The sequence below is a fragment of the Desulfosporosinus lacus DSM 15449 genome (assembly GCF_900129935.1).
GTDB lineage: Bacteria > Bacillota > Desulfitobacteriia > Desulfitobacteriales > Desulfitobacteriaceae > Desulfosporosinus > Desulfosporosinus lacus.
In genome coordinates, this window is the sequence record NZ_FQXJ01000006.1 from 14,977 (window position 1) to 28,746 (window position 13,770).

Annotated in this window: 10 protein-coding genes; all 10 read right to left on the reverse strand. The window is 40.9% G+C overall.

The genetic code is table 11. The annotated features are described in order from the left end of the window. Window positions 1–41 precede the first annotated feature (41 nt). The 10 genes from BUB11_RS08965 to BUB11_RS09010 all read right to left on the reverse strand — a co-directional run bounded on the left by BUB11_RS08965 (window position 42) and on the right by BUB11_RS09010 (window position 13,743). Window positions 42–2,507 (reverse strand): S8 family peptidase, encoded by a 2,466-nt coding sequence (locus BUB11_RS08965; protein WP_073029436.1) that lies wholly within the window; start codon window positions 2,505–2,507, stop codon window positions 42–44. A 3-nt stretch (window positions 2,508–2,510) separates the two neighbouring features. Next, on the reverse strand, window positions 2,511–3,476 hold the full coding sequence (locus BUB11_RS08970) for an AAA family ATPase (RefSeq protein ID WP_073029437.1): 966 nt from the start codon (window positions 3,474–3,476) through the stop codon (window positions 2,511–2,513). A gap of 378 nt (window positions 3,477–3,854) precedes the next feature. Continuing rightward, window positions 3,855–4,022: a hypothetical protein gene (locus tag BUB11_RS27770; protein WP_200797891.1), complete on the reverse strand. Its 168-nt coding sequence runs from the start codon at window positions 4,020–4,022 to the stop codon at window positions 3,855–3,857. A gap of 111 nt (window positions 4,023–4,133) precedes the next feature. Beyond that, complete coding sequence (locus BUB11_RS27775) at window positions 4,134–4,304, reverse strand: hypothetical protein (RefSeq protein ID WP_200797902.1); 171 nt, start codon at window positions 4,302–4,304, stop codon at window positions 4,134–4,136. Window positions 4,305–4,867: 563 nt separating this feature from the next. Further along, window positions 4,868–6,262 carry a hypothetical protein gene (locus BUB11_RS08985; RefSeq protein ID WP_073029439.1) on the reverse strand — a complete coding sequence of 465 codons (1,395 nt, stop codon included), beginning with the start codon at window positions 6,260–6,262 and terminating at the stop codon, window positions 4,868–4,870. A gap of 13 nt (window positions 6,263–6,275) precedes the next feature. Then, window positions 6,276–7,712 carry a dGTP triphosphohydrolase gene (gene dgt / locus BUB11_RS08990; protein WP_073029440.1) on the reverse strand — a complete coding sequence of 479 codons (1,437 nt, stop codon included), beginning with the start codon at window positions 7,710–7,712 and terminating at the stop codon, window positions 6,276–6,278. Between the two features lie 597 nt (window positions 7,713–8,309). Beyond that, the gene (locus tag BUB11_RS26565; protein WP_207650034.1) at window positions 8,310–8,540 is read right to left on the reverse strand and encodes a hypothetical protein; all 231 of its coding nucleotides are present in this window, start codon (window positions 8,538–8,540) and stop codon (window positions 8,310–8,312) included. A 34-nt stretch (window positions 8,541–8,574) separates the two neighbouring features. After that, the gene (locus BUB11_RS09000) at window positions 8,575–9,756 is read right to left on the reverse strand and encodes a Wadjet anti-phage system protein JetD domain-containing protein (RefSeq protein WP_073029441.1); all 1,182 of its coding nucleotides are present in this window, start codon (window positions 9,754–9,756) and stop codon (window positions 8,575–8,577) included. After that, window positions 9,737–13,138 (reverse strand): ATP-binding protein, encoded by a 3,402-nt coding sequence (locus tag BUB11_RS09005; RefSeq protein WP_073029442.1) that lies wholly within the window; start codon window positions 13,136–13,138, stop codon window positions 9,737–9,739. Before BUB11_RS09005 ends, BUB11_RS09000 begins: the two co-directional genes overlap by 20 nt. After that, complete coding sequence (locus BUB11_RS09010) at window positions 13,135–13,743, reverse strand: DUF4194 domain-containing protein (protein ID WP_073029443.1); 609 nt, start codon at window positions 13,741–13,743, stop codon at window positions 13,135–13,137. The genes BUB11_RS09005 and BUB11_RS09010 overlap by 4 nt, the downstream gene beginning before the upstream one ends. Window positions 13,744–13,770: the final 27 nt, after the last annotated feature.

Below are 13,770 nucleotides of genomic sequence, written 5' to 3' on the forward strand. Positions count from 1 at the left end.
AGGATAGATAGTGCGTTGGCTGACGTAATCTTTTACAATATTTATTTAGGGATTGTAATCTCAATAATTTGAGTGGTTTCAATTTTAGTAATAATAGGCGTGTACAAATCAACTTCAACCTCAGGTGTTTCAATCGAAAGGACAAGAGCATATCTTACTTTCTCGTTGTATTTACCGAGATGGCTTCTTTCTCGCCACCAACCTATAACCGGATAAACTGCAACATAATTTGCATCACACAAATTAACAGCTAAGTCTTCACAAAAATCAGAATGTATGGAGCCCACGTCGCGATTTCCAACACCTAAATACCAATCTCGACTACTTCCATCTCCACTGTCTTTTCTGTCATCACCACGCATCTTAATATTAACGCGTTTTTTGAAATCGTCTAATGTTTCGTTAGAGTTGATAACATCAAACCGAAGACTGCAGGAAGGATATCTATACTTGTCTTTCCATCCCACTTCTCCCGGACCTGGCTCTATAAAATAGGAAAGAGTAGCCCTTATTATTGCTTTTGTCTCTCCTAAAGACTGTAATACTCCTTTTGGCCAGGGTATATTGTGCAAGTGCATTTCATCCATATGCTTTTTAGTAAATGGCTGTAACTCGCCTTGGATAATCAAATTCACCGAATTATCAACGCACTGAATTGCTTTTGACAAGTCAGGAACACCATAACCACAAGTACGCAGCAACAGTTTTCTGCCCTTTGTTTTGGTATCTTCTTTGCAAAACTGTCTATGCATACTTTGGGTCCATCTTGCAGAATGCACTAATAATGCTCGTACTGTTTCGGGCCATATACCAGGATATTCTGCATAAATCTGTGCCGCCATCCATGATGCTTGCGCAGTCGCTGAACTCGTTCCCCAAGTAGTTGAAAACGGGCGTACTAAGTGCTTGTGATATGTAGTCAAAAGCGATAAATCTTCGCACTCAGTATAGTCTGAATTATTTGTAGCCATATTACCGCCATCTAGAAGTATTTCAGGTTTGATTGGCCATTTATTACTCCATGTTACGGAAGTAGAACTATAAGGTGACAATTGCCCTACATCAGCAACCGGGTGGAAATGCTTATAACTAGAGTCTGAAATCTGGATATCATTTGCTATGGCTCCAACAGTGACTGCATTCCAAGATTGCCCTGGATTTTCAACCCCATGAAGAATACTCGAATCCGGATAGTCATTATTAGCAAGTTCTGCGGGAAATACATTTCCGGCACTAATAAAAAACAAGCGTTTTTCGCCGTTTTCGTTTGCTCCTGAAGTGATACTATCCACTGCAGCAGACCAGGAAGTAGGGCTGCCATCTTCTGTATTATAATATGGTGAAGTTACTGCCATACATAACGTTCTATCCGCTGACGGATTAGATATCTCCGCTAATGCAACAGCTTGTTCAGTAATTGCCCCATATAACTCTATAGGATTTTCTCCTTTTGGTGGTAGAATTTTAACGGACTCAATTTTATGGTTAATGACTAACCTATTGTGGTCTAACAATTTATCCTTTAAATTGTGATATAAAGCTATCCCCGCCATTTCAGTCCCATGCCCCATATGGTCAGTTGTTCCCCAAGAATCGTTAACAGCTTGTACAGTATTTATATTTTTAATTGCTGGGGAAATTAAAGGATGTGAATTGTTGAGACCTGTGTCTAACAAGCAGATCGAAGAATTACTGTCCATAAATTCTGTTCGATTCAACAATTCTTCAGCCCATTCCTGTTGTTCTACACCATATAGTGTATCAAAGAAACTCGTAGGTTCGGGTGCTCTGCGAAATTCAGTGATATATTCGCAGCAACTGATCAAGTTAGATAATTGAGATTTATTGGCCTTTATCAAATGAACAATACGTTCCGGAAAAATCAATTTGTTATGATCAATATCTATTTCCAATGTTCTGCAACACTCTGAGATGTTAGTTAAAGCATTTTCAAGAAATAAATTATCGTATCTAATCCATACTTCACACCATTGAGCGACTTCGTTGGGAATATCCTCTGGTTTTCCTATCCAAAACGAATCTAACATCGCAACTCTTATGTCATCAATGCTGCGCACTAAATCATTATGTTTTGGGATTCCTTTTTCAGTAACCTCCGAAGAATACGCTTCAATTTTTTTAATGAAGTAGGATTCCTTTCCCGCAGGAATATACACCGTTGCCCTAATTGTTCCCGTTTCTTCATCGGATTTTACATTCAAAAGGCGTATGCCCTGAGTTCTATTTTCCAAGCTTTTAATTGCCAAATCATGTTTGGCTGCGCTAGAAAACTCAAGGTACACGCCTTCTTTATATCTTATTGCAGCAACTTGCTTTTGAGTTGCTGAACGCTCGTAGCATTCGTTCAATTTTTTCTCAATAAACGTAGCATGTGCCTTACTATTTTCTCGTTGGGGATAATTTTTATCAACTGGAGTTGAACGAGAAACGTACGGAATGGATGTGTTTGTGTCATGCAAAAAGATATTCTTCTTTTCAACCGACAACCGTTACGCCTCCTTTCCAGAATATAGCGTTAACCTTTCTTTAACCAGGTTCAGCATCTTGGCCTGGGTTATTTTATTATCAGCCAAGATGGACTCCTTAATAGCATCTTCACATACTCTGATTATTTCGGCATGACTTAATACAAGCGATTCTTCAATTAATTGATTAGAGGGCACAAAATCACTTTGATAAGCTGCAAGCTTATATTGATACAGCCGTTTTACTTCGCTTTCAGTTGGCATCGAATAATGCAAAACATCGTCAAAACGCCTAAACAATGCTTGATCCAGCAATTTTTGGTTGTTAGTAGCCGCAACAATAATGCTCTCTGATTTATCCTGTTCAATAAACTGAAGAAAGGAGTTCAGTATTCTTCGCATTTCTCCAACTTCATTATCCAAGTTTCTATCTGCCCCAATAGCATCAAATTCATCAAAAAAATATACGCCGATTGAATTCTCAACTGAATCAAAAATCTGTCTCAATTTCGAGCTGGTTTCACCCATAAATTTTGTAACCAACTTATCCATCTGGACTGTATAAAGGGGTAACCCTGTTTCGGAAGCTATTACTGAAGCCGTAAACGTTTTTCCAGTTCCCGGCTTCCCTTCAATAAGGATTTTACGACGATTACTCATCCCGTAACTTCTCAATTTGTTTCGATTTTTAAATTCATTTAAAATTCTTTTGATTCTATCACGAATCTCGTCAGATACAATTAAATCCTTTATTCTTTCAGCTGGAATTGACATTGAAAGCATAGGATTATTTTGCATCTGATTAAAATGAAGTATATTCGCTCTGGCATTTCCAGTTTTTTCAGCCAGTTTCTTCAATTCCCGAGCAAGGGTTTCGTGGTTAAGTTTGGCCTCATAAGCAGCAATCTGCAATACTACAGTTTTGAATTTATCATTGTCATTATCATTATGAGCTTTAATTAAGCTTTTAATTTGATCTGCAGTAGCCATCCCACCAACACCTCCTTGCCCATAAATATAGATATTATATTATATCCTTTATCCTAGTCAAATTCAATCATTGATACATTTTTTACCAACTCACAGTGAACTGAGGCCCATCGGCACACAGGGGCTGACCCCAGAACCCGGACCCGCTGTCGTGAAGGAGATTGAGAAGAATAAAGGAGTTCGGGGGCCGCAGTACTGAAGTTGGATCTGACTCAAATATCGACCTTCGAGGGAGGTCTACTTGACATGAGCCTTCGATTTGAACTATCCGGAATTTCCGGATAGTAACTTCATTGATAATTGGTTTCCTTTGGCCCGGGCTTGTACCAAGAATCTTACGCGCGTAAGATTCTTGGTACAAGCAGTGATCCTCTTTCCCTATTCAGAATCAAGGTCTTCATCTTTAATGGCAACGACTTTGAACCCAGGAAACGGCTCTGCATCCATGAAATCCGCCTCGCCCTCCTGCAGTGCTTTTAAAAGGATATCCATGGCATCAGCTACTTTAGCCGCCAGCTGAAAATACATTTTTCTGTAATCCAACATCTTATTCTATACCCCCTATTTCAAGCAGCGGCAAGGCTCCGGGTTGTGCCCCGGGCCTACCGTCTGCTTTTATAGGGGAAATTAAAAAGCGCATGCGAGGTTTGTTATACCCTACACATGCGCTATGCTTCGTAATTTGCTGAATCCTAAATACCTGAGCCCATCAACCGGAAGTAAACCGGCTGTGAACAGAAAAGCGGTCCGCATAACCGGTACGCGAACAGTTCCCTTTCCGCTGTCTGGGTCAGGAATAGGCTGATCTCCTGCTGCGTGAAGCCGCACAGTCTGCCCTCTGCCGACGTCGTCCCATTACACTCGCTTCACCCGCAGCACAGGAACCTTGCTTGTGCATAGACGGGCAGCATTGTATAATAAAAATGTCGTCGTGGACAGTCTGTTACGTGTAGGTGCTGGGTTCACCTGCGCGTGCCTGGAAGTGCGCCAACACTTTCAGGTCACGGCGACTTTTTAATTTCCACCTATTCCTAATTATAGCTTTTTTAACGGGGATTGCAAGGTGTGGGAGAGGGGTCAGGGGGAAAAAACTGACTTGTCGCTTCAGAAGTTAAAGTATATAAGAACGGGATGTTAGGCCTGAATTTCTGGGATACTTGACATCTTCTTCCCAATGATTTTTGATATCATAGATTTATACGCATCAAAGACGTACTCTTACCATTTGTAAGTCACAATTAACTCTAGTAGTTGAGTGAGCATCTATTTCCTTCTAGCATCCTTCATAATCCTTGTGAAGGCAATTGTACCCGAGAGGTCAATGTAGCTATTCTCAACTGATGGAACGCCACGTGTAACTAAAAGGTGTAAAACATTTAGCTTTTGTAAGTTTAATTATTTTCACTTGCATTTACTATTCTTGATGGTATATTAGACTGTCTTAACAAATCACCGAAATGACTAGTTACCCCAACATCTCCAACTATTTCAATCCCAATATCTTTATTTTTTATAATTTGAATTCTGTCACGCAAAGCTTCCAAACCGTTTTTAACGTAAAATTTTTCATAAGAGGATGGAATGCCAGGGACAATAATATTTCCAGATCCATTATTTTTGAGTTGATTTAATTGAACAATCCAGATTTCTTTATTATCATAAACCCATTCAATAGAAACATCCCCAAGTAAATTGTTGTAGCTTCTAAGTGTATTCATTGTTGCTTTTAATTCGTTCTTTACCATTTCCGGCAAATCATTTTTAAAATCTTGTCCCAACATAAACTGCTCCCCGTTGCCTTGTACCCCTTCAATTACATCGTTTTCTGTTTCTTTTGTTATTATTGCACCACCTGAATATTTTGCGTCTACTGCATCTTGGCTTAAAATAGCCGAAATATTTATGTCATTATCTCCCTTTGACTCTTCCGATTGCATTAATGTAAATGGATCAATCCACTGATTTCCTGAATAATATTTTCCGGGTTCTTTTACAATAGGACAAGTTCTGATCCACTTTTCAAAAAGTCCTGTTTTTCTTCCAAAAGTAAATGGTGCCACCTCACGAGGTATCACAGTAGTAAACGGAACATTCATACCTAAGTAATCAGCAATTATCAATCCAAAAGTTTTATCACCTATAAATTTAGAGAATTTATTCGGCCATGTTATCTTAAACTCATGTTCTGCATTTTGAAACAGCTCATATTCCCATACTATTGTATGTGTCTGTTTTACACCCTCTCTATTTGGATGTATACTAAATTCAACACGATATTCATCACCAAAACAGAATTCAGGTTGAAAACCATATACAGTTTTCAAGATGTGATAACCTAAGCTTTTTTCTAATAAACATACTCCTTCTTTGTCTACACATTTGGGTGTATCTTTCGGTGCAAACTCGATTATATTTCCAAGCACAACTCCTGAAACACCACCATCATTTATATCAATATTTTCATTTATAATTGAATATTTTCCTTCAGCACAGTTTTGTTGGACTTGTTGAATAATTTCCTCAAGATCGCATATCATTTTATTGTAAACCAGCTTGTTGCCTTTCATAGCATAAGGGCTAAAACTACGAATGTTAACTGCACCAGAACGAGATGATTTAATTAATGCCGTAATTAATTGTTTTACGTTAGCTTCATTTTTAGCATAATCACTAATTTGAATATGCTTAATTTTACCATTGGGATCTATGCTTATATATTGTGCTATGTTTCCTAATCCCATATCGTTAATATATGCTAATTTATCATCTTTTAAAAAAATAGGCATAATTTCCTCTTTTCTACAAACTATAGTTATCCTTGCTAGCATTTAAATTGCAAAATATATTTTCCGCATATGTATCCGACATAGTGGAAATATAGGATGCTACAATTCTTGTAATAATTTTTGCTTTTGTTTTTTCATAATCGTCATAACATTTGTTTTTCAATATCAGCTCTATCTCTTTTAGCTTTTTTGACATTATATCATTTATATCTTCTTCAGACATAACGTTTAAAGTTAAAAGTTCTTTTGCTATCTTCCGGATTTCATCATCAATTTTAATACGAAATTCTAATGGTAAAAGTTTGTAATTTTCTACAAACTCTGTATATAAAGAAGATACAATTTTTTGAGCTTTAGCATCACTACGTTGAACCTCGGGACTAAAAATATATTTTTCATTTAATAACTCTCTCAGTTCATAATAATTATTTCTAAAACTATTATTGAAATTAATAATCAAACTATTCAAATATCTCTTCTTGTCGTTTGTTTCTTCTGGATTTAATCTTTCCTCGGTTTTTTTCTGAACCATCTCTTGTTCCAAACAATCAATACCTTTTATATTGTTAGAGCTTGCTAGAATTAAATCGGTAGTAATTGCTCTGATTAAATCTCGTGACTCAAAGGCCGTAATTCCTGGAAGCGATTCTCCAGTTAAATTCCCCAATATCTTACATAACTCGGATTCAATTGTATTTGATCTACCTTCTGATTTTACAACAGATGTATAAATTGGCGAATGCAAAAAATCATCTAAGTCATGAGTAATATAAGCGATTTTATCAGCCCAAATAACAGCTTGTGCTTCCAAGGTGCTTGGTACTTTATTTAAAAACTTTTCAAAGTAAAGACACTTTTCTGATGTGTACGGAGGTTCTTTTTTGCAATACTCACTCCATTGCAGTTGATTTTTAGCGTTTTCTTTATTTATTGTAAACATATCCGAATCATGTACTAATATGCCCTCATAAATTTCATCAATAAGATTATTACCATATTTCTCCCATAAATATTTAGCACTTTGTATTGGATGGTGAAAACCTCCATTATCTTTTAATAGTCTATTTAAAGTTCTTTCGGCTGCATGACCAAAAGGCGTATGTCCAACATCATGGCCTAAAGCTATAGCTGATACTAAATCTTTGTTCAGTCCCAAAGCGTCTGCGACACTTACAGCGATTTGCTCTACTTCTAACGTATGAGTTAATCTTGTTCTGTGATCTCCAGTTAGAGTTGCTGACATTACTTGCGTTTTATCCTGTAATCTGCGAAAACCGCCTGTATAGAGTATTTTATCTCGCTGTCTACGAATTTCTGTTCTATAAGTTTCTTCTTGATGGCTTTCTTCTTCTTTATGCCTAAACCCATAATTGGCAATTAAACTATTAGCAATCTTTTCTAATATTAGACTCTCGTTAGGAAAATTCTTTTCAATAATATTGTCATTCATTACTTTCACCGTTCCTTATATCAATCTTATCTTATAACTGTAATATACATAATTTTATAATATTATAGCATTAAATGAAAGGAAATTGATAGCACAAGTTATCTATAAAACATTTAATACATTTAAATTTCAAGCATTGTAAAAATCTCTTCGTGCTTATACAAAAAAATGCTTCTTTGTTCACACTCAACGCTATTAGTTTAGTTTTATCAATACAATTAAACAACAAAATTTTCTTGATCTAGACTTGTTTCTTTATTTTTTGTTAAATTGCAGAGTATTTTATACGTATTATTGCAAATTATTTAAATAATAATTTTATAATAATCAATTCTTATTGTTTAACACGCTCAATACTAAGATTTTGAAATCATAATGTGGTATATCAACCATAAAATAGGAGAGAACTTATGATTAAATTCTTTCGGACTCGTGTAGCTTCATGAACTCTACAGAAGAAAATCATTAAACCAATAAATGGAATCATCAAATTATATGTATAATGCAAAGATGTCTGTTTATGAATTATAATGAGTTGAGTTGACAACTATAGTTGATTATTGCAAAAGCATTTTGCTGAACATATCTTATCGTCAACTATTTACAATTCAGTACAAGAGGGGTTCCCTCTAACCAGCTCTTCATATCGTATTCTAAATCGATCAATTGCTGCAAACAAGCCCCTTCAATAATAATATTTTCTGAGGTATAGAAACCAAAGAAACCTTGATCATTTTTATCAAAGCCATCAGGGACATTAAGATTTTTTAAATAAATCCTTAGAGCTAAATCAGGTACTTTAGGCTCCAAAGTTTGTTTCGTTCCCATGGCATTGCCCCAGTCATTAAGCGTATTCGTCATTTTAATCCAAACGCTCAACCGCCTCTTTCACTTCCTGAAAAGAAATCCTCTCCTGTTCCAAACGAACTCCCTGGCCCCAAGTATTGTTTTGCAGGGAAGACAACAGCCGGTTTTCATCTGCCGTCAACCGATTCAACTGTGTGAAGGAAGGCTTCTCCTCTATGACCCATAGATGCTGATGGCTCATCAATATCCTTTCATTCATAAGCAACGACCGGGCTTGAGGCAAAAAGCTGCGGACTTGGTCCAAAATGGCAAAGCCGTGGGTATCGATATCTCCCCAATAGTAAATTTCTTTCTCTTTTAACCAGGGCACGGACTTCAACACCTCAACACCGTATCCCAGCCCGAAGATCACCAACGCTTCTTTGATATCTGGAAAGCATAAGCCATTGATTTCATTCTCGGTTATAAACACCTTGGAAGCCGGAGGCTTGAATTCCGCCAGCTGTTCCACCGGAATCGTCAGATCGGAAATCCCCTGAAGATAATGCTGCCGGTCAAGGAAGCGCAGCCTGACTTGCACCGGCTTAGCCTGCAATCCATAACGCAGCTCAAATGAAGGAGCGCTGTGATCAATCGCTTCCTCAGGCAAAATAATATTCAATAACTCCGTCAGAAGCCCTTTTCTTTGCTCAATAAACTTGGTGTTAATCCCGGGAATATCCAGTTGCCGCAGATATAAACCGCAGCGCAGGTGACTGAAGAACCAGCTCAGCACGGCCAGGATACCCCTCCAGTCAGCTCCAACAGCCAGTACTCTGTGGGGATGTTTAAGAATCCATTCCTGCAAAACAGGCCATTCCTCCCGAATCAGCCGGGCAAGTTCCAGAAATTTGTCTCCTTCCTGCTCTTTCCTTAACAAGCGCAGGGCATCCTTCATGGTGGGAATAAGGGCATGAGTTGGCAGGAGATTCCGGCCCGATTGACGGTGTACTATTTCCTTTTTCACCAGTTCATAGCCAAAGCCGGTCTCCTGCTTGCTCTGCTTCTTAAGGGACTTGATCCAGCGGGAGATTTCAGCAAAATTCTCATTCACCTCACTTCTTTGCGGTCTTTTCAGGGGAATGCGCAAGGGAAATAGCTCATCAGGCATCAGCAGTGATTGCAAAATCCGGCCCGAATCCCACTTCCGCCGCAACTGTTCTCGGATCCATAACGAATCAGACCACTTGATGGACATATTGAGTCACCTCCCTGGCCTTCCGCTCTTGCTCATACTCCTGGATAGAAATATCCCGCAGCATGGATTGATGTTTTACATCATCATGATGGACAAAGCCCACATGAGCAATAAATTTGGCGATGGTGGGGATTTTGAGCAGGGGAGTGACAATCAGCAGCTGCAACTCCAGCTTTTTAAATAATTCCAGGCCAAAGCGGGCCGATTCATCCGAGCTTTTCAGAAACGCTTCATCAATGACCACGAAACGGAAAGACTGGGGCCGGGATTCCTGCCCTTCCAAACCAAAATGATAGACCAGGCTGGCCGCCAGAATAGTGTAAGCCAGCTTTTCCTTTTGCCCTCCGGATTTTCCGCCGGAATCGGTATAATGCTCATATTCTTCATCGCTCTCCCGCCATCGTTCCGAAGCGGCAAATAAAAACCAGTTGCGGACATCAATGACTTTTTTGGTCCAGCGCTCATCTCTTTCGGTCTCCCCAGGCCGACCCCGGAAGCGCTCAATGATAGCTTTCACCTGCAGGAACTTTGTTTCAGCATATTGTTCATCCTCAGAACCGCTCAGAGCCCCTTCAGTACAGGCTTTTAACTGAACTCGGAATTCTTTGATATCCGTATCATAGGTTTCAGCATACTCCAGACGGATATACCTTCCTTCGTTATAGTCGATGGCGTTCAGGGAGCCGTTAATTTGTTCAATCCGGGTCTGGATGGTATCCTGTGCCTGTTTTAATTTGGCCTGGAATAAAGCGATTTGATTAATAGCATTTTCATGCAGCAATTGCTTAAAACGCTGTTCAAATGCCGGTAATCCGTCACTTTGCAGCTGCTCCAGCATCCGGGCATATTCGGGCAAGCTCTCCAGATCGGAATCAAGCTCTCTTGTTTCTTCAGTATATCTATTATTATAAGCCTGCATCGCCTTAACGAGTCTATTTTTGAGCCGTCCCATCTCGTCGATCAGTGTATTACGTTCCCTTTCGATCCAATCCAGATAATCCCGTTCCAGTGTTTTCCCATTGTCCAGGGTCAAACCGGTATTCCCCAAAGCCTCCGACTCATGCTGCTCCAGGAAAGGGTAAGCCTCTTCCTGCATTACCAGTGTAGCTTCAGCCGCAGTATTTGCAGTGCTCACTTTATCCTTCAGCAGAGCGTCCCGGTTATTTTCCATTGTTGTCTCATCTTTGCGAGCTTTCTCCACAATTTTTTCATGGGTTTCCTGCTTCTGCATCAATTCAGTCAACTGATTCTGGAGCCCTTGCAGGATATCGTTTTCCTGCTCCAGTTTCCTTTTTAATTTTTCTTTTTCTTTAATATCCTTTTCCGCTGTATTAGTGTCAATGTCGGCAAAATCATCAATACTAGCCATGCCTGCAACTGCCTGAACGCGCTCCTGACTCTCCCGCTGCTTCCCATAGATATCATCCAGTTCCGTATGATAAAATTGGGCCTCATTCCTTAAGTCCCATTCGCTTTCCTCCAGAGCGGCAATTTTTTTCTGATTGGAAAAACCCAACACATAGCGGCGGCGGTCATTGAGCCCATGCCGATCATCTTTTTCATGACGTTTACCCCCGGTTTTCATCTGCCCGGATTGGGTGATGGCCTGGGTTTCCCGGCGAAATTGCTCCATGGTCTCGCAGCAAACATGAGTAAAGCGCTGGCGCAGCTCCTTGCTGAGCCAGACACCGAAGGGCGTGCCGGGCTTGAGTTTTAGCTTTTCGGCTGCGGAGAAAGGATTCAGCCGCCCGGAAGCAGACGTCTGTACTTCATCCTGAACCCGGTAATAGACCAGCCGCATCCCCAGATGGGTCCGGTCTACCCACTGCATGACGACCTGATAATGACGCTCCGGCACCAGCAACGACAGACTGAAGCTATGCAGCAGCCTCTCAATAGCTCCTTCCCAGCTCTCTTCCCCCGTTCTGACTTCCAGCAGTTCACCGACAAAAGGCAATTCGTCTTCTCTGATCTGCAGAACTTGACAGAGTTGTTGGCGTTTCTCAACGAATTCCCGGGGAATACTGGATGTGCGGGAACGGAGGGATGCCAATTCCTGAGCCACTTGATCGGCCGCCTTATTTGCCTTGTCCTCCTCCGTAAAGGCAGTCTTAAGATCCTCCCGCAGACTTCTCTGCGCTTCTTCCTCATTCCGCTTAAATTCCGCTAATTTTCTTTGGTTAGCCAGAAAAACAGCTAACGAATCCGGCACAGGCAGCTTAAGGATTTGGGCATGACAGGTATAGGCCTCCAGATTCTTCTTGAGGCGCTTAAGAGTTTGCCTGGCGATCTCAATATCCCGGGTTAATCTTTCCAGAGCATCTCCGCCATTAGCAAAAATAGCTCTTTCAATTTCTTTGATATTTTCAGCCAAATCACGTTGAATTGCTTCTGCCTGTTCCCGTGCTGCAGCAGCCAAAATCAGTTTCTGCTCCTGTTTGGCTATTTCAGCGCTCAGTAAAACCAGCCTCCGCTCGGCGAACCAGGGAGCTAAAGCCTGGCGTGCTTGATTCAGCAACTTTTGTTTGTCTTCAAGCCGGAGGCAGCTATTTCCCTGATCAACAAGGGGAGTCAGCAGCTGAATCTGCAGCTTGGCTTTAAGGACAGCTTCATGGGCCCCATTCAGATCCTGAAAATGTTTGATCAGGTCATCCACGTTTTTAGCCGTATTAGGAACCTCCAACATATTGGTTCGGACAAAATCCGTTAAAGCCTCAACCTTTTTCATAGAGATGGTCTGCTGAAACAAATCCAGAGCCTGCTCCTGAGCAATACCAAACTTACGGCGAAAGACCTCGGCATAGCGGCTGTAGTCTTCAAAGACCTGAACCCTGCTGCCGGCTTTTAAGCGTTTTTTCAGAACCCTGACCTCATTGTTAAATCTGGCAAAGTCCTGGGTGATCCACATCTCTTTATCAGCTACAACATAAAAACGGACCGGAGACTTCTGGGGATCCGGGAACCAGAAAAATTGAGCCAGGGTAACATGCTGAGATAAACCCTGATCCAAAAATGTTGCCAGAATAACGGAATAGTGATTGGGGTCCCGTAAGGAATCAGGCTGACCATTTCCTTCACTGCTCCGTTTCTGACCAAAATAACCCCGCACATAAGAGGTAACTGAACGCTCCTTGGCACTGGAATCGGCCGCTTTGTTATAAGCTACCTTCCGCGGATGGACCAAAAGGGTCGTTAAAGCATCAACCAAGGTGGATTTCCCCGAACCCACATCCCCGGTTAAAAGGCTGGTTTCTCCTTGGGGAGAAAAGGTCCAGACTTTGCCATCGAAAGTACCCCAATTATAGACTTCAAGCTTATGTAAGCGAAATCCCGGTGTAGGGCCAAAAAGCCTGCCTGGGTCTTCCAAGTTAAACGAACTCATGGCTCCACCTCCCCGTCCTTTTGTTCACCGGCATTGGCGTAACGCCGGTATTCTTCAAGCCGCTCGTTAAAATGGCTGAGCCACTCCCCGGTGACAAAATTGCGGAGGATGCGCTGGACTTCAAAACGTTCTTCGTTGCCTCGTAACCGATGCAAAAAGCCCATTTTTTCCACTCGGTCGATATGCTTATCGATGTCAGCCATTAATTTTGCCTCATTGGTGGTGTCCTTCAAAAACAAGCTCAGGCGCTCGGCAATCTGCTGCCTGGTAATAATAAGCCGCTGATCCCCGGTGGTTGAATCAAACTCTACCAGTTGTTTCCGCAGAAGCACAAGCAAAAGACTAACCGGATAGCTCAGCCTATGGCGAGGTACCAAACGGGGAATGGCCTCTTCGCCTTCTCCGTAAGAACGCTGCTTCAAATAGCCATAACCGTCCAGCTCATCTACGATCAGGGTAAGGCCAATCTTACCCACATAATCTTCAATTTTGTTTTTCTGGGTCTGGATGACTTCCCAATACTCCTGATCCGTTTCTTTAAATACCACATTTTTAAAAAGTGCGACGACAGTTCGTGACAATGCCAAATCATCCATTGCATTCATGATTTAGTCCCCCTGCGATCCATAGTC